Raw genomic sequence first — 20,095 nt, 5'->3', positions numbered from 1 at the left:
ATGTATGTGGGGACCCTGTCCTTCGATCTGCTCCTCGGCGACGTACGGTCGTTGAAGGAGAAGCGTTCCGTCGTCCGCCCGATCGTCGCCGAGCTCCAGCGCAAGTACGCGGTGAGCGTGGCCGAGACAGGCGGACAGAATCTCCACCGCAGGGCCGAGATCGGCCTTGCTGTGGTCTCCGGTGACACCGGACACCTCACGGACGTACTGGACGGCTGCGAGCGGCTGGTCGCAGGACGCCCCGAGGTGGAGCTGCTGTCGGTGAGACGGCGGCTGCACAGTGACGAAGACTGACAGTCGAGCGAAATCAGAAGGAAGAGTGACGGACCGGTGACCGACAACGCGCGGGCCCGCAAGCTGGCCGATCGCATCCAGGTCGTGGTCGCGGAGACCCTGGACCGGCGAATCAAGGATCCGCGGCTGGGATTCGTGACGATCACGGACGCCCGGGTCACCGGCGACCTGCGGGAGGCCACGGTCTTCTACACGGTCTACGGCGACGACGAGGAGCGCGCGGCCTCCGCCGCGGCGCTGGAGAGCGCCAAGGGCGTCCTCCGCACCGAGGTCGGCCGGCAGACCGGGGTCCGGTTCACGCCGAGCCTGGCCTTCGTCCCGGACGCCCTCCCGGACAACGCCCGCACCATCGAGGACCTCCTCGACAAGGCGCGGGCCAAGGACGCGGAGGTGCGCCAGGTGTCCACGGGTGCGAGTTACGCCGGCGACGCCGACCCGTACCGCAAGCCCGAGGACGAGGACGAGGAGACCGGGACCGCCGGACCCCCCGAGAAGACCGACGGACCCTCCGAGAAGAACGAGGGCCCGGCCTCCGCATGACCGAGCAGACCACCACGCCGGACGGCCTTGTCATCGTCGACAAGCCGTCCGGCTTCACTTCGCACGACGTCGTCGCCAAGATGCGCGGCATCGCCCGCACCCGGCGGGTCGGCCACGCCGGCACGCTGGACCCGATGGCGACCGGTGTCCTGGTGCTCGGCGTCCAGCGGGCCACCAAACTGCTGGGCCACCTCGCCCTGACCGAGAAGGAGTATCTCGGCACGATCCGGCTCGGCCAGGACACCGTCACCGACGACGCCGAGGGCGAGATCATCTCGTCCACCGACGCCTCCGCCGTGACCCGCGAGTCCATCGACGCCGGGGTGGCCGCGCTGACCGGCCGGATCATGCAGGTCCCGTCCAAGGTCAGCGCCATCAAGATCGACGGCAAGCGGTCCTACGCACGGGTGCGCGGCGGTGAGGAGTTCGAGATCCCGGCCCGCCCGGTGACCGTCTCCTCCTTCCGCGTCTACGACGTCCGCGAGGCCGTCGCCGAGGACGGCACCCCGGTGATGGACCTGGTCGTCTCCGTCGTCTGCTCCTCGGGGACGTACATCCGGGCCATCGCCCGCGACCTCGGCGCCGGGCTCGGCGTCGGCGGCCATCTGACCGCGCTGCGCCGCACCCGGGTCGGCCCGTACGGACTGGACGCGGCCCGCACGCTCGATCAGCACCAGGAGGAGCTGACCGTGATGCCGGTCGCCGAAGCGGCCGCCTCCGCGTTCCCCCGCTGGGACGTGGACGAGAAGCGGGCGAAGCTGCTCCTGAACGGCGTACGGCTGGACATGCCCGCCCACCCGCCGGGGCCGGTCGCGGTCTTCGGGCCCGACGGCGCCTTCCTGGTGCTCGTCGAGGAGGAGAAGGGCAAGGCCAAGAGCCTCGCCGTCTTCGCCTGAGCCGCACCCCGCACCCCGGGCCGGCCCGAAGGCCATCCGTGGAGCGGGCACCCACCCCCCACCCGGTGCCCGCTCCACGTTCCCCTCCCCGGCACCATTCCTGCTCCCCGGGGGACACGATTATTCACCCCATTGGACGGGCGCTCGGAGTGAATACCGGGGGCGCGGGGGGCGCTTTGCCGCTCCGCGCGCTCCAGGGGATCACCGGCGGCCTAACGTCGGACCATGGGCAGTGGGGACCGGTCGAAGCTGGTAAAAATCTGCGATCAGGCCGGCCGGCCGCGGGGGACGGGATTCGTCGCGGACGACCGCGGCACGGTCGTCACCGCCCACCAGGCCGTCACCTCCCCGGGCCCGCTCCTCCTGCACGGCACCGACGGCCGCACCTGCCCCGTCGCCCCCGACGACATCACCGCGCTGCCCGCCCTCGGCCTCGCCCTCCTGCGCACCGGCGGCCCCGAAGCCCTCGACGCGGAGCCCCTGGTCATCGCCGGACGCGACCGCGCCGAGCCCGGCGGGTACGTGGACATCGCCGCCCACGGGCGGCGCGAGGCCCGGGTGCTCGGCACCACCCCCGCCACCTACACCGCACCGGACGGCACCGCCCATCCGGTCCCCGCCGCCCTGGAGCTGGCCCTCGGCACCGACGGACGCGACGCCCTGCGCTCCGGGGGCGCGGCCATCGGCGGACCCGTCACCGACCCGGCCACCGGTGCGGTCGTCGGCATCCTCTGTACCGCCCTCACCGCCCCGCACCAGGCCGCCGGGCTCGCCCTGCCGATCGCCCGGGGCGCGGACGACGCGCTGGACGCCCTGCTGCGGCGCAACGCCACCGCCGTCCCGGGCTACGGCCCCCACCTCAACCTCGCCGGGGCCCTCCAGCTGACCGCCACCTCCGTCGGCTCGGCGGACGGCCCGAAGGCCCGCACCGCGCCGGTCGAGCGCGACGACGTCCACACCGAGCTGGCCGCCTTCGCCGCCGGCACCGGCCTGGTCCTCGGCCTCGTCGGAGCACCCGGCACCGGCCGCACCACCGAACTGGCGGCCCTCGCCGCCCGCCGCGCCGACGGCGGCGCGCCCGCCCCCACGCTCTGGCTGCGCGGCGCGGACCTGCTGGCCGACGACGTCTCGATCGCGGACGCCGCGATGCGCACGCTCACCCGCTCCGCCCGCATCGTCACGGCGGCCGGGGCCCGCGGCGACATGGGCACGGCGACCCCGGAGCGGGTCGCCCGGCTCGCCGCCGACGCCGGGCATCCGCTGCTGGTGGTCCTCGACGGCCCCGAGGAGATGCCGCCGCTGCTGGCCCACCGGCTCGCCGACTGGACGGCCGGCACCGCCGGCTGGCTGCGGGAGAGGGGCGTCCGGCTCGTCGTCGCCTGTCGCCCCGAGCACTGGGAGACCGCGGGCACCCTCTACCCGCCGGGCGCCCTGCACCGCCCGCACCGCCCCGCCCGCCGGCTGCCGCCCGCCCTGCGCCTGGGCGACCTCACCCCCGAACAGGCCGAGCGCGCCAAGGAGGCGTACGGCATCCCGCCCGCCGCCCTGGCCCCCGGCCACGACCGGCACCCGCTCACCCTGCGGCTCCTCGCCGAGGTCCGCGCCGCGCTGCCGCCCGGCGTGCCGGGCCGACCCGACACCGAGGACGTCTTCGGCGCCCACCTCGACCTGCTGTGCGTGCGCGTCGCGGTCCGGATCGCGGCCGCCGCCGACGAGCAGCCCCGCGGCGCGGCCGTGCGCCGGCTCGCCGCCCGGGTGGCGGGCCAGGTCCACGAGGCGGCCCGCCGCTGCCTGGGCCCGGGACAGGGCGAGCTGGACCGGGCGGCCTTCGAGGAGATCTTCCCCTGGCGCACCGGCTGGGCCTCCGCCGTGCTGACCGAGGGCCTCCTGGTCCCCGCCGGGGCGGGGTACCGCTTCGCCCACGAGGAGCTCGGCGACTGGGTGCAGGGCGCCCACCTCGACCTGGACGCGGCGCTGCGCTCCCTCGTGCACCGCTGGCACCGGGGGAGCGCCGAGCCGGACCGGGTGCCGCGGCCCCGCACCGCCGGCGAACCCCGCAGCCTGCCCGTGCCCCGGCACCGCATCGGTCCGGTGATCCAGGCGATGGTGCTCCTGGGCCGCCGTCAGGGCACCGCCGCGCTCGCGCACCGGATGGCCGACCTCATCGAGGCGCTGGACCGGCTGGGGACCGACGAGGGGCCGCGCGACGACGACGCCGCCTGGTGGGCGGCCCACCTCCTGGGCGGCAGTCTCCTGCGGGTGCCCGACGCCCGCCCGTACCTGGGCGTCCTGCGGGTTCTCGCCGGGCGCATCACCCGCCACTCCGCGGCCCCCGAAGGACCCGGGGATCTCGGGGCGTACGGGGAGTTCGGACCCTGGTTCTGGCGGCGGCTGCGGCTGCCCGAGGAGGACCGGATCGATCTGCTCCGCCGCCTCGTGCCCGCCGACGGGCTGCCCCGCACCGACGGCGACGAACGCTATCTGGACGCGGTCGCCCGCCGGCTCGCCCGCGACGCGCCCGCCGTGCAGCCGCTGCTGTGCCGCTGGTTCACCGACGAGCGGCCGCTGCTCGGGGGCCCCGACGCACCGGACGTCCCGCTGCGCCCCACAGTCGCCGCCGCCGCGCAAGCCTTGCTGTACACCCGCCGCGACCTCGCCCTCGACGACCTGGCCGACGCATTGATCGCCACCCCGCACCGGCGGGCCGGGGAACTGCTCGCCGCCCTCGCGGAGGAGGAGACCACCGCGCTCTGCCGGGCCGTCGAGCGCTGGGCCCGCGACGAGGACCGCCCGGCCCGCCGCTCCGCCGCCGCCCGCTACGCCGGACTCCTCCAGCAGCGGGTCACCGCCGAGGGCGACCGGGCCCTGCTGCGCGCCGCGGCCCTCGTGCTGCTGGACCGCCCCGAGGACGCCGAACTGCATGCCGCGGCCCTCACCCTCCTCGTCCGCGACCCGGGGGCCAGGAACCGTCACCTCCCCGCCGCCCTGCGCGCGTTCGCCGCCGGCGACCACCGGATGCCCGTCGAACTGCTCGCCGAGGTGTTCCCGGCCCACCCGGAGCCGGTCCTCGCCGCCCTGCGCGCCCGCCTGGCCCGCCCCGGGGACGGCGGGGGAGCGGTGCTGCGGGCACTGGCCGGACTCGACACGCCCGCGCTCGCGCTGCACGTCGCCGGGCTCGTACGGGAGTACATCGACGCCCACCCCGAGGACGGCACGCACGCCGCCGAGTACGTCGACCTCCGCCTCGAACACGGACCGGCCGCCCGCGCCCTGCTGCTGCCGCTGGTGACCGGGCTGCTGCGGGACCGCCCGGCACCGCCGCCGGTGCGCGCCGCGCTCGCCCGGGTCCTCGCCGGGGCCGGCAGCGCCGCTTCCCGGCCCCAGCGGGCCGAGCTGCTGGAGGTGCTGCTGGAGTTCGAGCAGGTCACCGGCCGGGATCCGGACGTCCTGGAGGCCCTGCTCCGGGCCGCCGCCGAGGGCTCGGAGCGCCGCCCGGAGATCCGTACGCGCGCTCTGGTCCACCGCACCGGGATGCTGCTGGTCCGCACCCCCGAGGGCGCCGCCCGCTTCGACCGGGGCCTGGTCGAACTCGCCCGCGACGTGCCCGGATTCGCGGCCCTCGTCACCCGCTGGCTGGCCGACGCCCCGCCGGAGTGGGCGGCGGTCGTGGGTCCGAGCGCCCGGCGCACGGTCGAGACGTTGGAGACATCACGTCCCCCGATGCCGATGCCGATGCAGGCGGCGGGACGTGAGCATGGCAGTCTTAGACCTGCGTAACGACATACACACGTACACAGGTTCGGGCGAGGAGCGGTCACAGTGCAGCGCTGGCGTGGCTTGGAGGACATCCCCCAGGACTGGGGACGCAGCGTCGTCACCATCGGCTCCTACGACGGCGTGCACCGCGGACACCAGCTGATCATCGGCCGGGCCGTGGAGCGCGCCCGTGAGCTGGGCGTTCCGTCCGTCGTCGTCACCTTCGACCCGCACCCCAGCGAGGTCGTCCGCCCCGGCAGCCACCCGCCGCTGCTCGCCCCGCACCACCGCCGCGCCGAGCTCATGGCGGGGCTGGGTGTGGACGCCCTGCTGATCCTGCCGTTCACCGCCGAGTTCTCCAAGCTGTCGCCCGCCGACTTCATCGCGAAGGTCCTCGTCGACCGGCTGCACGCGAAGGCGGTCATCGAGGGCCCCAACTTCCGCTTCGGCCACCGGGCCGCCGGAAACGTCGCGCTGCTGACCGAGCTGGGCGCCACCTACGACTACACCGTCGAGGTCATCGACCTGTACGTGACCGGGGAGGCGGGCGGCGGACAGCCGTTCTCCTCCACGCTCACCCGCCGGCTGATCGCCGAGGGCGATGTCGCCGGGGCCGCCGAGATCCTCGGCCGCCCGCACCGGGTCGAGGGCATCGTGGTGCGCGGCGCGCAGCGCGGCCGGGAGCTGGGCTTCCCGACGGCCAACGTCGAGACCCTGCCGCACACCGCGATCCCCGCCGACGGCGTCTACGCCGGCTGGCTGGAGGTGGACGGCGAGTCCATGCCCGCCGCGATCTCCGTGGGGACCAACCCGCAGTTCGACGGCACCGAGCGGACCGTCGAGGCGTACGCCATCGACCGGGTCGACCTGGACCTGTACGGGCTGCACGTGGCCGTCGACTTCCTCACGTACGTCCGCGGCATGCTGAAGTTCGACTCGATCGACGAGCTCCTGGTCGCGATGGCCGCCGACGTGAAGCGCTCCAGCGAGCTGACCGCCGCGTACGAACGCGCCCGCTGACGCACTCACCGGCGCACCCACCGACGCACGCGCCGGCCGTGCGCTCCGCCCGGAGACGGCGGATGCTGACAGGGTGCGCGACATCCTGCCCGACCTCCGCTCCCGCTGCGCCGACGGCATCCCCTTCGCCCTGGCGACCGTCGTCGCCGTGCACGGCAGCGCGCCCCGCGACCCCGGCGCGGTGCTGGCCGTCGACGCGGCGGGGACGGTCGTGGGCAGCGTCTCCGGCGGCTGCGTCGAGGGCGATGTGTACGAGGTCGCCCGCGAGGTGCTCGCCGGGGCGGAGCCGCGCGTGGTGTCGTACGGAATCAGCGACGACGAGGCGTTCGGCGTCGGACTGACCTGCGGCGGCACGATCGAGGTCCTGGTGCGCGCCTGTGCGACCGCCGGCGAGCGCGCGGACCTCGCGGCCGTCCTGGACCTGATCGCCGCCGATCTGCCGGTCGCCGAGGCCACGGTCCTGTCCGGCGCGGCGGGGACCGGGGCTCGTCTCATCGTTCGCCCCGCCGGGCACGGGCCCACAACCGGCACACTCGGCGCCGAGGGGCTCGACGCCGCCGTCACCGACGACGCCCGGGGGCTGCTGGCCCAGGGGCTCACCGGCGTCCAGTGGTACGGGGCGTACGGCCAACGCCGGATGCAGGAGGTCGCCGTCTTCGTCCGGACGTACGCCCCACCGCCCCGCATGCTCGTCTTCGGCGCGATCGACCACGCCGCGGCCACCGCCCGCATCGGCTCGTTCCTCGGCTACCGGGTCACCGTCTGCGACGCCCGCCCGGCCTTCGCCACCCGTGAGCGCTTCCCCACGGCGGACGAGGTGGTCCGTGCCTGGCCGCACACCTACCTGGAGTCCACCGAGGTCGACGCCCGCACGGTGATCTGCGTGCTCACCCACGACCCCCGGTTCGACGTGCCCCTGCTCGCCGCGGCCCTGCGCACGCCCGCCGCGTACATCGGGGTGATGGGCAGCCGCCGCACCCACCGCGACCGGCTGGAGCGGCTGCGGGAGGCCGGGGTGGACGACGCGCGCCTCGCACGCCTCGCGTCACCCGTCGGCCTCGACCTCGGAGCCCGTACGCCGGAGGAGACGGCGGTCTCCATCGCCGCCGAGATCATCCAGCACCGCTGGGGCGGCACGGGCCGCCCGCTCGGCGAACTGACGGGGGCGATCCACCACGGGGGCCGGGGCGCTGAAGGAGGCCCCGGCCGACGGTGAGCGTCAGGGGCCGGCCTTCGTACCGTCCGCCACGTCCTGTTCCCCGGTGCGCGGCGGCGGGACGGCCCGACCCCCGGGACGGTCCATCTCGCGCCATTCCGGCCGCAGCCCGGCCAGACCGGTGGTGAGGAGGTACGCGGCCCCGCAGGCGAGCAGCGCCGGGGTCAGTCCGACGACGGTCACCGCCGCCCCGGCGAGCAGCCCGCCGAGCGGGATGCCGGACCAGGACAGCGAGTCGCCGAGGGCGTTGACCCGGCCCAGCATCCGGCGCGGCACCCGTTCGACGAGGACGGCCGCCAGCACGGGGTTGATGAACCCGGCCCCGAACCCGCTGACGGCGAAGACGGCCATGACCACCCCCAGGGGGGCGTCGACGGCGAGGACCAGGAATCTCGGCGCCCCGGCCAGCAGGAAGCCGACGAGGAACACCGTCCTGCGCGGCAGCCGGTGCGCGGCCATCGCGGCGATGAGGCTCCCGGCGACCGCCGCGGCCCCCATCGCGCTGCCGATCAGGCCGATCGCCGCCGGGCCGTTCGCGGACTCCCTGGCCCAGACGGGCAGCAGCAGGGTGGTCATCGCCGCGTCCAGCAGGTTGGTGATCCCGACCATGACGATGACGGCGAGCAGCAGCGGCTCACCCCGCAGGAAGGTGAAGCCCTCGCCGAAGCGGCGCCAGTAGCCCGGTTCCTCCCCGGCGGCCGGCGGCGAGGCGTCCACGGCCGGACGCCCCATACCGCGAGGCAGCGCGACCGCGACGATCACCGAGCCGAGAGCGAAGCAGGCCGCGTTGAGGACCAGGCCGGTCAAGGGGCCCAGCAGCGCCACCAGGGCGCCGCCCGTCACCGGGCCGACGGTGGCGGCCAGCCGCTCGACCACGCCGGACAGACCGGTGGCCCGCTCCAGCGGGATCCCGGCGCGCTCGGCCGCCTCCGGCACCATGACCTCCTTGGCCAGATCGCCCGGACCGCGAGCCGCGCCGATCACCGCGACCAGGCCCAGCAGCACCGGGAAGGACAGCAGGTCCAGGGCGTGGAGCAGCGGGATCGCCGCGGCGGCTGCCGCGCTGGCCAGGTCCGTGGTCCAGGAGACGACCCGCGAGCCGATCTGGTCCACCAGGGGGCCGGTGAACGCCTTGACCACCACGTAGGGGGTCATCTCGCAGAAGGCGACCAGACCGGTCTGGGTCGCGCTGCCGGTCGTGACGAGCACGAACCAGGGGAGGGCCACCAGGGAGATCCGGGTACCGGTCAGGGACACCGCGATGGCCGCCAGAACCCCGGCCAGCGGCCGTAGGGACCGCTCGGCGGATATTCCGCCGGGATCGCCCGGGGCGTCCGCCGTCACGGTGTCTCCGCTCCCGCCGCGGGGGTGTCCAGCTCGGGCAGGATGTGGGTGATGACGCCGACCCGCTCGGCGCCCTCGGGGGCGTTCGCCGCGGCCTCGGGGGTGTCTCGCCGGTAGCGCGTGATGACCTGCGCCAACTCCTCGTAGAGGGCGGCCGTCTCCTCGGGCGTGAGCCGCAGGGCCCAGTCGCTCATGTCGAAGGTGTTCCGCCAGGCGCGGGGCATCGTCCGGAGCCCGTTCAGGGTCTCCTGTGTGCGCAGGGTGTAGATGGCGGCCACGGACTGCTGGTAGACCAGCGCGGCCTCGGGCTCCTGCTCGGTCAGCTCCGGATCGTTGAACCAGATCGTCCGGTGCACCGAACGCCACCAGCGCTCGCGCGCGTTGCCGCGTTCCGTGTCCTCCTCGACGAAGCCCGCCGCGCCGAGCCGGCGCAGGTGGTAGCTGGCCGTCCCGGAGTTCACGCCCAGCCGCTCCGCCAGGCGCGTGGCGGTCGACGGGCCGTCCTTGCGCAGCAGCCCGACCAACCGCACGCGTACCGGATGCGCCAGGGCGCGCAGCCCCTTGGCGTCCAGAACGACCGATCCCTCTTCGGCTGCCGGGGCGCCCGGCCTGTCCGACGCGTCATCTGTCATGGGGCACACCCTAGACCGCGAAGAGTTCTTCGCAAAGAAGTCTTCGCAAAGAAGTCTTCGCAAAGAAATGTTCGCGAAGAAGTATGTGCGAAGAACCCTTCGTGGTCTGTTCCGGCTGTCCGGCCGATGAGTTCCGGGCCGGGCGGGGGTCATCCCCTGCGGGACCGCCCGCAGGCAAGTGTTCGCACCCCAAGGAGAACCGTGGCCAAGCTCATCTACTCCATGATCACCTCGCTCGACGGCTACGCGGAGGCGGCCGAGGGCGGCCTCGGCACCGGGGCCGAGGACCCGGAGGTGCACGCCTTCGTCGGCGACCTCTTCCGCCCCGTCGGCACCTACCTCTACGGCCGGCGGATGTACGAGACGATGGTCTACTGGGAGACCGCCCACGCCGAGCCCGGCCAGCCGCCGCACATCCTGCAGTACGCCCGCGACTGGCAGTCCGCGGAGAAGGTCGTCTACTCCACGACGCTCGACGGGGTGTCCAGCGCGAAGACCCGGATCGAGCGGACCTTCGACCCGGACGCGGTGCGCAGGCTCAAGGCCGAAGCCGAGGCCGACCTCACCGTCGACGGCCCGAACCTCGCGGCCCAGGCCATCGCGGCCGGGCTGGTGGACGAGTACCACCTGTTCATCACCACGAGCGTGGTGGGCGGCGGCAAGCGGTTCTTCCCCGACGGCGTGCGCCTCGACCTCGAACGGGTCGAGGAGCGCGCCTTCGACAGCGGGCTCATCTACGTGCGCTACCGCACCCGCTGAACCGCACCGGCCTCAGACGGGCGGCTCGGCAGACCCGCCCCGGTCCTGCCCGCCGCCCGCCGCCGCCCAGTGGCAGGCCACCTGGGTGTCCCCGCCCCCGTTCAGCACCGGCAGATCCACTGTGCGGCAGGCCTCCGCCACTCCCGCCCGCTCAGCCTCGCCCGAGGCCAGCACCTGGCAGCGGACGTGGAAGCGGCAGCCGGAGGGCACCTTCGAGGGGTCCGGCGGCTCCCCGGCCAGCACGACCGGTTCGCCCTCCGCCTCCGGAAGCACGGACAGCAGGGCCCGGGTGTACGGGTGCTGAGGGGCGGTGAGCAGCTGCTCGACCGGGCCCGTCTCGACGATCCGGCCCAGATACATCACCGCCACCCGGTCCGCGATGTTCCAGGCGAGCCCCAGGTCATGGGTGACCACCAGCGCCGAGAGGCCCAGCTCGTCCCGCAGACGCAGGAGCAGGGCCAGGATCTCGCCCCGTACCGAAGCGTCCAGCGAGGCCACCGGCTCGTCGGCCACGATCAGCTCCGGCTCCAGCACCAGGGCCCCGGCGATCACGACCCGCTGGCGCTGACCGCCCGACAGCTCGTGGGGGAAGCGCAGGAAGAACCGCTCCGGGGGCCGCAGCCCGGCCCGGGACAGGGCCCCGGAGACGGCCGCCCGCTCGTCCCCGGCGTACCCGTGGATGCGCAGCCCCTCGGCCACCGCGTCGTACACCGTGTGCCGGGGGTTGAGCGAGCCGCTGGGGTCCTGGAGAACCAGCTGCACGCGCTTGCGGTACGCCTTGAGCGCCCGGCCCGTGTAGTCGAGCGGTGCGCCGCCGAAGGTGACCCGGCCCGAGGTGGGCGGGACCAGACCGAGCAGGGACCGGGCGAGCGTCGTCTTGCCGCAGCCGGACTCGCCGACCAGCGCGACGATCTCGCCGGGCCGGATGTCGAGGTCGACCCCGTCGACGGCGCGGGCGGTGGCGGCCCCGCGCCGGCCGGGGAAGGCGACCTTCAGCGTCTCGGCGCTGAGCAGGGGAGCGGCGCCGAGAGAGGGGGCGCCGGCCGGAGGAGCGGCGTCGACCGGAGGGGTGGTGCTCATGTCGTGCTCCTTGCTTCTTCGTCCCCGGGCTGTGCGCGGTCCGCGTCCACCAGCACGCAGGCCGCCCGGCGCTCGCCCCCGGCGTCCCGCAGCTCCTGGTCCTCGGTGGCGCAGGAGTCGAGCGCCACCGGGCACCGCGGATGGAAGGTGCAGCCGCCCGGCAGCGCCGCCGGATCCGGCGGATCGCCCGGCAGACCGCGCGGGGCGTGCCGGGAGGAGAGGTCCCCGATCCTCGGGAAGGCCGCGGAGAGCGCCTTGCCGTACGGGTGCCGGGCGTCCGTGTACACCTGCCGGGCGGGGCCCTCCTCGACGACCCGGCCCGCGTACATCACCGAGAGCCGGTCGCAGGTGTCGGCGAGCACCGCGAGGTCGTGGCTGATCATGATCAGCCCGACGTCCTGGTCCGCGACCAGCGCCTCGATCAGCCGCAGGATCTGCGCCTGGATCATCACGTCGAGGGCGGTGGTCGGCTCGTCCGCGACGATCAGGCGCGGATCGCAGGCCAGCGCCATGGCGATCATCACCCGCTGGCGCTGCCCGCCGGACAGCTCGTGCGGATACGCCTGGGCGCGGGCGGCGGGCAGCCCGACCTGTTCCAGCAGCTCACCGGCGCGTTTACGGGCGGCGGCGGGGGTGGCCCTGCTGTGCAGCAGGATCGGCTCGGCGATCTGGTCCCCGACCCGGTGCACGGCGTTCAGCGAGTGCATCGCGCCCTGGAAGACGATCGACGCGCCCGCCCAGCGGACCGCCCGCAGCCGTCCCCACTTCATGGTCAGGATGTCCTCGCCGTCGAGAAGGATCTCGCCGGACAGCGTGGCCGTCGTGGGCAGCAGCCGCAGCAGCGCGAGGGCCAGCGTCGACTTCCCGCAGCCGGACTCCCCGGCGATGCCGAGCTTCTGCCCGGCCTCGACCCGCAGATCGACCCCCCGTACGGCGGGGACGGCGTCGGCCCCGCTCCCGTAGGTGACGGTCAGATTCCGTACCTCCAGGAGCGGCGGGTCGCCCACGGGCCGCTTCGGGTCGGGCGAGCCGGCCGGGTCCGGGTTCGGCGTGCTGGTCGTGGTGGTGGCGGTCAACGGGACACCCCCAGCTTGGGGTTGAGCACGGACTCGATGGCGCGGCCGCACAGGGTGAAGGCGAGGGCGACCACGGCGATGGCGAGTCCGGGCGGAGCGAGGTACCACCAGTTGCCGGAGCTGACCGCGCCGGCCTCGCGGGCGTCCTGGAGCAGTCCGCCCCAGGAGACGATCGTGGGATCGCTGAGCCCGAGGAAGGCGAGGGTGGCTTCGGTGAGGATGGCGGTGGAGATCACGAGGGTGGTCTGGGCGAGCACCAGCGGCATCACGTTGGGCAGCACATGGCGGGACATGATGTGCCCGTGTCCGCCGCCGAGGGCCCGCGAGCGTTCGATGTACGGGCGGGACTCGACGGACAGCGTCTGGGCCCGGACCAGGCGGGCGGTCGTCGGCCAGGTCGTCACGCCGATGGCCAGGATCGTCGTCCAGACCGACCGGGAGAGGACCGTGGCCAGGGCGATGGCCAGAACGAGGGTCGGCATCACCAGGAACCAGTCGGTGACCCGCATGATGACGGTGGCGTACCAGCCCTTGAAGTGGCCCGCGGTGATCCCGATGAGGGTGCCGATCGCCACCGACAGGAACGCGGCGAGCAGCCCGACGGTGAGCGACACCCGCGTTCCCCAGAGCATCAGAGCGAGCAGACTGCGCCCGAACTGGTCGGTCCCGAGAGGGAATTCACCGCTGGGGGCCTCCATCGGGCCACCCGGGGCGTTGGTCACGCTCTGCGAGTCGGCCCCCACGAGCAGGGGTGCGGTCAGCGCGAGCAGGGCGATCACCGCGAGCACGGCGAGTCCGACGAGACCGGCGCGGTGCGTGCGGTACTGCCGCCAGAAGCGGAGCACGGCCTGTCGCCGCCGGGCCCGGGTCAGGGCGCGCGGGCTCGGCGGCGGCACGGCCTTCCCCGGCTGCCCGGACGGCTTCTCGGCCTCCGGCTTCCGCGGGTCGGGCTTCTCCATCGACGTCGTCATCGGCCCACCCGGGGATCGAGCAGCGGATAGATCACATCGGCCAGCGTGTTCATCAGGATCACCGCGGCGGCGAACACGAAGAACAGCGCCTGCACCAACGGCAGGTCGGGCACGCTCAGCGCCTGGTAGAACAGGCCGCCGAGCCCCGGCCACGAGAACACGGTCTCCACCAGGATCGCCCCGGCGACCGTCGTGCCGAGGTTCACGAAGAGCAGCGTCACGGTCGGCAGCATCGCGTTCGGCACGGCGTGCTTGCGGCGCACGAGGTCGTCGCGCAGCCCCTTGGCGCGGGCGGTCGTCAGATAGTCGCTGCCCATCTCGTCCAGCAGCGAGGAGCGCATCACCAGCAGGGTGCGCGCGTACTCCACGGCGACGAGCGTGACGACGGGCAGCACCATGTGGTGGGCGATGTCCAGCACCCGGTCGAAGCCGGCGGTGGAGCCGGACTCCATGCCCCCGGTCGGGAAGAGCCCGGGGATCGGGCCGATGCCCACCGACAGGGTGATGATGAGGAGCAGACCGAGCCAGAACGAGGGCACCGAGTACAGCGTCAGCGCGAACGCGGTGTTGGCGCGGTCCCCGGCGCTGCCGTTGCGCCACGCGGAGCGGGCGCCCAGCCAGATGCCGAGCAGGGTGTAGATCACGAAGGCGGTGCCGGTCAGCAGCAGGGTGGCGGGCAGCGCCTCGGCGATCTTGTCGACGACCGGGGCGCGGAACTGGTACGACGTACCGAAGTCGCCGGTCAGCGCCTTGCCGCAGTACTGGGTGAACTGCTGCCACAGGGGCAGGTCGAGGCCGAACTCACGGCGCATCGCCGCGATCTGTTCGGTCGACACCTGCCGGCCGCCGGTCATCTGCTTGACCGGGTCGCCGGGGATCAGCCGGAAGAGGAAGAAGCTGGTGACGAGGACGGCGAAGAGGGAGACGGCCGCCCCGGCCACCTTGCCCGCCGCGTAGCGGGCATAGGCGGCCGCGGAGCGGGAGCGTGGGGAGCGGGCCGACGGCCCGGCCGGAGCCGGGCCGCCGGACGAGGTGCTCTCCACGCCCGCCGCGCCCTTCAGCAGGGCGGGAGTGCTTTCTGAGCTCATGGACTATTCACGGTCTTCCGCGGTGGAGCGGCGACGCATGGCGAACAGGAGTCCGCCACCGGCGAGGACGACGACGGCGATCCCGACCCCGATGAGCACCCCGGTGGAGCTGCCACCGGAGTCGGAGGAACCGGACGAGGAGGCCCCGGCGGCCGGGACCGCCGACCACCAGCTCCAGTAGCCGTCCTGGCCGTAGATGTTGCCCGCGGCCGACGGCATGGTGGTGATGGACTTGATGTGGTCGGTGCGGTAGGCCTCGACGGCATTCGGGTACGCCATGACGTTCATGTACCCGGTGTCGTACAGCCGCGACTCCAGTTGCTTGACCAGATCCGCCCGCTTGGCGGGGTCGTACTCCGCCAGTTGCTTCTTGTAGAGCTCGTCGTACTGCTTGTCGCAGATGAAGTTGTCGGTCGCGGCCGACTCCTTCGCCTTGGACGGCAGGGCGGCGCAGGTGTGGATGGAGAGGACGAAGTCGGGGTCGGGGTTGACGGACCAGCCGTCGAAGGCGAGGTCGTACTCACCGGCGTACCAGGGGTCGGAGACGTTGTCGAGGCAGTCGACCTTCAGTCCGATGCCCTGCTCGCCCCACCACTCCTGGAGGTACTTGCCGATCGCCTTGTCGTTGGGGTCCGTGGCGTGGCAGAGGATGCGGAAGTCGAGCGGCTTGCCGTCCTTGCCGACGCGCTTGCCCGCGCCGTTCTTCTTGTACCCGGCCTCGTCCAGCAGGTCCGCGGCCTTCGCCGGGTCGTAGGCGAGCTTCTGGTCGGCCGACGGCTTCCAGAAGTAGTCGGCGAAGCGCGGCGGGATGTAGCCCTCGCCCTCGACGGCGTGGCCCTGGAAGACCTTGTCGATGATGGTCTTGCGGTCGACCGCCATGAACAGCGCCTGGCGCACCTTCTGGTCCAGCAGCGCCGGGTGGCCGTCGCCGAACTTCGTCCCGTCCTTGGTACGGGCTCCGGGGTTGACGGCGAGCGCGAAGAAGCGGCGGCCCGGAGCGTCGTTCACCTTGATGTCCGGGGCGCTCTCCAGCGAGGCGGACTGGGCCGGCGTCAGGCTGGGGCTGCCCGCGACGAAGGAGACCTCGCCCTTGCGCAGGGCGGCCACGGCCGCGTCCTGGTCCTTGTAGTAGCGGAAGACCAGCTCGTCGAACTTGGGCGACCCGCGCCAGAAGTCCTTGTTGGCCTTCAGCTTCACAAAACTGTCGACCTTGTAGTCCGTCAGGATGAACGGACCGTTCCCCACGATGGGGAAGTCCTTGTCGTTGTTGAACTTCGAGAAGTCGCCGACCTTGTCCCAGAGATGCTTCGGGACGATCGGGACGTCGAGCGCGGCCATCGTGGCCTGCGGCTCCTTGAGCTTGATGACCAGCTTGTCCTTGCCGGTCGCGGTCACCTTCTCGAAGTTGCCCACGAAGCTGCCGTTGGAGGTCGCGGCCCCCTCGTCGGTCATCATCTTGTTGAACGTCCAGGCCGCGTCCTCGGCGGTGGCCTGCTGCCCGTCGGACCACTTCGAATCCGACCGGATCGTGTACGTCCAGGTCAGCTTGTCCGCCGAGGCCTCCCAGGCGGTGGCGAGACCCGGGATCGCCTTGTTGTCCTTGGCGTCGTAGTTGGTCAGGTAGTCATACATCAGCCGGTGGATGCTCGTGCTGACCAGGCGCTGGGCGAGGAACGGGCTGAGGGAGTCGACGCTCTGCGCGACGGCGACCGTGAGGGTCGTCTTCCCGTCGTCGGCGCGCGCCTCGGAGGGCGCGAGCGGGCTTCCCGGGACGACGGATCCGGCGGCGAGCGCCAGGGCGGCCACGCCGGAGGCCAGCAGGAGGCGCAGGCGCCGGCGTGGCCGGGGGGAGCGGGCGGGAACTCTTGTGACCATGGACGGGACCTCGCGTCATCACTCGCTGAAAGAAGGCGGGGCGGATCTCTGGTTCGCCAGTTGGTGAAGCGAAGGTTTATCAGCGGTGGTCGAGCCTCGTCAACGGTGAGTCAAACCGCGTGTGGGCTGCGGGAATACGGAAGGGCTCGCACCGCGTGAGCGGTGCGAGCCCTCATTGGTCTAAACCTCTTCCCGTCCTACTGCTGAGGCGCGGGCGGCGGCTGCGGAGGCGTCTGCTGCCAGCCGGCCGGAGGCACCGGACCGTGCAGATCGGGCTGGCCTGCCGGGTTGGCCGGTCCGCCCTGCTGCTCCGGCTGTCCCTGCTGCGGCGCGCCGGCCCCGGGCGTGCCCGGCCCGGCCTGCGGGGACGGCGGCTGCTGCCACCCGTTCTGCGGTCCGCCCGGCAGGGCCTGCGGGGGGTAGGGGGACTGCGGCGCCCCCGGCTGACCGGCCGCCTGATGTCCCCCGTACGGCGGCTGTCCCGCGTACGGCGGCTGTCCGCCCTGGGGCTGCCGGCCGTACGGCTGCTGCTGCCCGGGGTGCTGCGACGGATAGGGCTGACCGGGGCCGGGCTGCTGCGGTGCGTACGGCTGCTGACCGGGCATCTGCTGCCCGGGGCCGCCCTGCTGACCCGGCATCGGCTGGCCCGGCATGGGCTGGCCCGGTACCTGCTGGCCCGGTGCCGGGTAGCCCTGCTGGCCGGGCATCGGCGGAGCGTACTGCGGCGGCGGGTTCTGGCCGTCCGCCGTCCACAGCCCCTGCTGCTGCTGGGCCCGCGCGAAGTCCTCGGCCACCAGTGCCGAGAGGTGGAAGTACGCCTCACGGGTCTTCGGGCGCATCATGTCGAGGTCGACCTCGGCGCCCGCCGCCAGGTGCTCGTCGAACGGCACGACGACGACCCCGCGGCAGCGCGTCTCGAAGTGCTGGACGATGTCGTCGACCTTGATCATCTTTCCGGTCTCGCGGACGCCGGAGATGACGGTGAGCGAACGCTGCACCAGATCGGCGTAGCCGTGCGCCGAGAGCCAGTCCAGCGTCGTGGAGGCGCTGGACGCGCCGTCGACCGAGGGCGTCGAGATGATGATCAGCTGGTCGGCGAGGTCCAGCACCCCGCGCATCGCGCTGTAGAGCAGCCCGGTGCCCGAGTCGGTGAGGATGATCGGGTACTGCTTGCCGAGGACCTCGATCGCGCGCCGGTAGTCCTCGTCGTTGAAGGTCGTGGAGACCGCCGGGTCCACGTCGTTGGCGATGATCTCCAGACCGGAGGACGCCTGCGAGGTGAACCGCCGGATGTCCATGTACGAGTTGAGATACGGGATCGCCTGGACCAGGTCGCGGATGGTCGCCCCGGTCTCGCGGCGCACCCGGCGGCCCAGCGTGCCGGCGTCCGGGTTGGCGTCGATGGCGAGGATCTTGTCCTGCCGCTCGGTGGCCAGCGTCGAACCCAGCGCGGTCGTCGTGGTGGTCTTGCCGACACCGCCCTTGAGGCTGATGACGGCGATCCGGTAGCAGGAGAGCACCGGGGTGCGGATCAGCTCCAGCTTGCGCAGCCGCTCGGCCTCCTCCTTCTTGCCGCCCAGCTTGAACCGGGAGGCGGCGGAGGGGTTACGGCTGCTCTTGGCCTTCTGCTTGCCCCGCACGAGCCGGTCGGAGGAGAGCTCGACGGCCGCGGTGTACCCGAGCGGCGCGCCCGGCACCGACCGCTCCCGCTGGTCGTGCGCGACCGGGGTGGGCCAGGCCCCGCCCGTACGCGGGTCGACGGGCGGCTGCGCAGGCGCGCCGGGACCGTGCTGCTGGGGTGCGCCGTGCTGCTGGGCCGGGAGGTGGGGCGGCTGGGGCTGGGCGGCGGGGGGCTGCTGACCGTACGCCTGCGGCTGCTGCGGCTGCTGCGGCTGCGGGGCGATGGGCGCGGGGAGGTTCGGCGTGCCCTGGGCCGGGAAGGGCTGCTGCGGCTGCGGGGCGTTGGGGTGCGGGGCGTTGGGGTGCGGGGCGTTCGGCGTCGGACCCGGCTGGTGGGGGTCCTGCCCCGGCTGCCCCGGCCGGCCGGTCTGCGGGAAGCCGTAACCGCCCTGCGGCGGGAAGCCGTAACCGCCCGCGTCCTGGGGGGCCTGGGGGTGGGCCTGCGGCGGCAGCGGTGCGCCGGGGCCGGGCTGACCGGGGAACTGCTGCTGGTGCGGAGCCTGCGGGGGCTGAAGTGCCTGCGGGGCCTGGGGCGCCTGCGGGGCCTGGGGGAAGCCGTAGCCGCCGGGCGCCTCGTTCCCCGGGGCGGAACCGGGCCACTGCGCCGCGGGCTGCGGTGCGGAGGGCCCGGGAGCGGCCGGCTGGAAGGCGGGCGGCAGCGGCGGCAGCGCGCCGCCCTGCGCGGGAGGCGACCACGGCACCGGTGCGGCGGCGGCCTGCGGGGCGTCGGAGGCGGGCGGTGCCCCATCCTGGGGCGCGGCGTCCTGGGGACCCGCGTCCTGCGGCACGACATCCTGCGGGACCGCGTCGGGCGCGGGGGCGTCATCGGCGTCCGGAGCCTCGTCCGTGCTCGCCCCGGCCGCGCCGCCGTCCTCGGAGTCCGCCGGGCCCGCGTCCGTACGGGAGAGGGCTGCGGAGTCCGGGCCCGTGAGGGAGTCGGGGGAGGGGACGGAGGAAGCGGGGAGGTCGACGGGCGCAGCAGAGGTGAGGGACGCGTCCTCGGAGTCGTTATCCGTGTCCGCGCCCGTGTCCGTGTCCGTGCCGGAGACGGGGGCGTCGGCCCTCGCGTCGTCCTCGGCCCCGGGGGCCGACGCGCCTTCCGCGGAGGATCCGGCGGCTTTCGCGGCTTCCGCCTCCCGCTCCGCGATCTCCTGCTTGAGCGCGGCCGGAGAGAACCGCATCGTCGCGCCGCTCTCCACGTCGCCGCCCCCGAACGGACCGGCATCCCCGGTCTCGGCGGCCGGAGGAGCCGGTGGAGTCTGAGCGGCCGGAGCCTGCGGGTGCGGCGACTCCGGTACGGCGGGGGAGACCGGGGCCTGCGGAACCGCAGGCTCGGCGGGCGCCGGCGGGGCGGGCGACCAGTTGGGGTCGAAGCCGCCGGGAGCCGACAGGCCGGGCGCGGACACGGGCGTCCCGTGCGGCGGCGGAGGGGGCGCCAGGTGCGAGCCCGCTCCCCCCGACGAGTCCCCCGCCGCATTCTGCGTGTACCAGGCGGGAGGGGTGTAGTCGATGGTGAACTCACCCGTCAGCTCGGCGGGATCCGCGTCGGACGACTCGTCGACGGGCAGGTCCCATCCGCCGCGGATCTCGTCCCGATCGCCGTTCACTTTGCCTCCTGGTGTGGTCGAGCACCCTTGTGCCGTGGTGGGTGGGGGCGACCGTTCCCGATGTGCCGGTCCGCCCGGCTCTCCCCCTTGCGACGCGCATTACCTGCTCGCAGGTTTCTTCTGCCGCGCCCCACCCACCCTAATCGCCATCCGGTGAACTCAGGCAGGGCGTAGGGGACGGTGAACCCCGCCCCACGGGCCAGGTGTCACAGCCCGGTGAACCACGTGTGAGGGAAAGGGCACGGAGAGGCGGTCAATCCA

Annotated in this window: 15 protein-coding genes; 7 read left to right on the top strand and 8 right to left on the bottom strand. The window is 73.7% G+C overall.

Annotated elements, in window-relative coordinates; translation table 11 throughout:
• From ACH4UK_RS07055 to ACH4UK_RS07030, 6 genes are all read left to right on the top strand, one after another.
• A complete protein-coding gene (locus tag ACH4UK_RS07055; protein WP_398354982.1) occupies positions 1-294 on the top strand; it encodes a DUF503 domain-containing protein in 294 nt (97 codons plus the stop codon).
• A 36-nt stretch (positions 295-330) separates the two neighbouring features.
• Positions 331-834: a 30S ribosome-binding factor RbfA gene (gene rbfA / locus ACH4UK_RS07050; RefSeq protein ID WP_398354981.1), complete on the top strand. Its 504-nt coding sequence runs from the start codon at positions 331-333 to the stop codon at positions 832-834.
• A complete protein-coding gene (truB, locus tag ACH4UK_RS07045) occupies positions 831-1,730 on the top strand; it encodes a tRNA pseudouridine(55) synthase TruB (RefSeq protein ID WP_398354980.1) in 900 nt (299 codons plus the stop codon). Before rbfA ends, truB begins: the two co-directional genes overlap by 4 nt.
• A 225-nt stretch (positions 1,731-1,955) precedes the next feature.
• Complete coding sequence (locus tag ACH4UK_RS07040) at positions 1,956-5,507, top strand: trypsin-like peptidase domain-containing protein (RefSeq protein ID WP_398354979.1); 3,552 nt, start codon at positions 1,956-1,958, stop codon at positions 5,505-5,507.
• A gap of 42 nt (positions 5,508-5,549) precedes the next feature.
• A complete protein-coding gene (locus tag ACH4UK_RS07035; protein ID WP_398354978.1) occupies positions 5,550-6,506 on the top strand; it encodes a bifunctional riboflavin kinase/FAD synthetase in 957 nt (318 codons plus the stop codon).
• Between the two features lie 73 nt (positions 6,507-6,579).
• On the top strand, positions 6,580-7,722 hold the full coding sequence (locus ACH4UK_RS07030) for an XdhC family protein (RefSeq protein WP_398354977.1): 1,143 nt from the start codon (positions 6,580-6,582) through the stop codon (positions 7,720-7,722).
• Positions 7,723-7,725: 3 nt separating this feature from the next.
• Here ACH4UK_RS07030 and ACH4UK_RS07025 read toward each other — a convergent pair whose 3' ends face one another.
• Both ACH4UK_RS07025 and ACH4UK_RS07020 read right to left on the bottom strand, forming a co-directional pair.
• Entirely contained in the window at positions 7,726-9,066 is a 1,341-nt protein-coding gene (locus ACH4UK_RS07025; protein WP_398354976.1) for an MFS transporter, read from the bottom strand.
• Positions 9,063-9,698, bottom strand: coding sequence for an ArsR/SmtB family transcription factor (locus ACH4UK_RS07020; RefSeq protein WP_398354975.1), 636 nt, complete (start codon positions 9,696-9,698; stop codon positions 9,063-9,065). The genes ACH4UK_RS07025 and ACH4UK_RS07020 overlap by 4 nt, the downstream gene beginning before the upstream one ends.
• A 201-nt stretch (positions 9,699-9,899) precedes the next feature.
• On the opposite strand from ACH4UK_RS07020, the gene ACH4UK_RS07015 reads away from it, so the two are divergent.
• Complete coding sequence (locus tag ACH4UK_RS07015) at positions 9,900-10,457, top strand: dihydrofolate reductase family protein (protein WP_398354974.1); 558 nt, start codon at positions 9,900-9,902, stop codon at positions 10,455-10,457.
• A 12-nt stretch (positions 10,458-10,469) separates the two neighbouring features.
• On the opposite strand, the gene ACH4UK_RS07010 is transcribed toward ACH4UK_RS07015, so the two are convergent.
• The 6 genes from ACH4UK_RS07010 to ACH4UK_RS06985 all read right to left on the bottom strand — a co-directional run bounded on the left by ACH4UK_RS07010 (position 10,470) and on the right by ACH4UK_RS06985 (position 19,834).
• Complete coding sequence (locus tag ACH4UK_RS07010; protein WP_398354973.1) at positions 10,470-11,537, bottom strand: oligopeptide/dipeptide ABC transporter ATP-binding protein; 1,068 nt, start codon at positions 11,535-11,537, stop codon at positions 10,470-10,472.
• Positions 11,534-12,613, bottom strand: a complete 1,080-nt coding sequence (locus tag ACH4UK_RS07005; RefSeq protein ID WP_398354972.1) for an ABC transporter ATP-binding protein — start codon at positions 12,611-12,613, stop codon at positions 11,534-11,536. Before ACH4UK_RS07005 ends, ACH4UK_RS07010 begins: the two co-directional genes overlap by 4 nt.
• Positions 12,610-13,584, bottom strand: a complete 975-nt coding sequence (locus ACH4UK_RS07000) for an ABC transporter permease (RefSeq protein ID WP_398354971.1) — start codon at positions 13,582-13,584, stop codon at positions 12,610-12,612. Before ACH4UK_RS07000 ends, ACH4UK_RS07005 begins: the two co-directional genes overlap by 4 nt.
• Positions 13,581-14,672, bottom strand: coding sequence for an ABC transporter permease (locus ACH4UK_RS06995; RefSeq protein ID WP_398354970.1), 1,092 nt, complete (start codon positions 14,670-14,672; stop codon positions 13,581-13,583). Before ACH4UK_RS06995 ends, ACH4UK_RS07000 begins: the two co-directional genes overlap by 4 nt.
• A gap of 3 nt (positions 14,673-14,675) precedes the next feature.
• Positions 14,676-16,547, bottom strand: coding sequence for an ABC transporter substrate-binding protein (locus ACH4UK_RS06990; protein ID WP_398354969.1), 1,872 nt, complete (start codon positions 16,545-16,547; stop codon positions 14,676-14,678).
• A 197-nt stretch (positions 16,548-16,744) separates the two neighbouring features.
• Positions 16,745-19,834 (bottom strand): SCO5717 family growth-regulating ATPase, encoded by a 3,090-nt coding sequence (locus tag ACH4UK_RS06985; protein WP_398354968.1) that lies wholly within the window; start codon positions 19,832-19,834, stop codon positions 16,745-16,747.
• Between the last annotated feature and the right edge of the window lie 261 nt (positions 19,835-20,095).

It is taken from the genome of Streptomyces sp. NPDC020884 (assembly GCF_044333935.1).
Taxonomy (GTDB): Bacteria; Actinomycetota; Actinomycetes; order Streptomycetales; family Streptomycetaceae; genus Streptomyces.
This window is presented reverse-complemented; position numbering and strand designations above follow the sequence as displayed.

Coding starts and splice junctions, on each gene's coding strand:
- ACH4UK_RS07055 (WP_398354982.1), top strand. CDS start 1: ATGTATGTGGGGACCCTGTCCTTCGATCTGCTCCTCGGCGACGTACGG.
- truB (WP_398354980.1), top strand. CDS start 831: ATGACCGAGCAGACCACCACGCCGGACGGCCTTGTCATCGTCGACAAG.
- ACH4UK_RS07040 (WP_398354979.1), top strand. CDS start 1,956: ATGGGCAGTGGGGACCGGTCGAAGCTGGTAAAAATCTGCGATCAGGCC.
- ACH4UK_RS07020 (WP_398354975.1), bottom strand. CDS start 9,698: ATGACAGATGACGCGTCGGACAGGCCGGGCGCCCCGGCAGCCGAAGAG.
- ACH4UK_RS07010 (WP_398354973.1), bottom strand. CDS start 11,537: ATGAGCACCACCCCTCCGGTCGACGCCGCTCCTCCGGCCGGCGCCCCC.
- ACH4UK_RS07000 (WP_398354971.1), bottom strand. CDS start 13,584: ATGACGACGTCGATGGAGAAGCCCGACCCGCGGAAGCCGGAGGCCGAG.
- ACH4UK_RS06995 (WP_398354970.1), bottom strand. CDS start 14,672: ATGAGCTCAGAAAGCACTCCCGCCCTGCTGAAGGGCGCGGCGGGCGTG.
- ACH4UK_RS06990 (WP_398354969.1), bottom strand. CDS start 16,547: ATGGTCACAAGAGTTCCCGCCCGCTCCCCCCGGCCACGCCGGCGCCTG.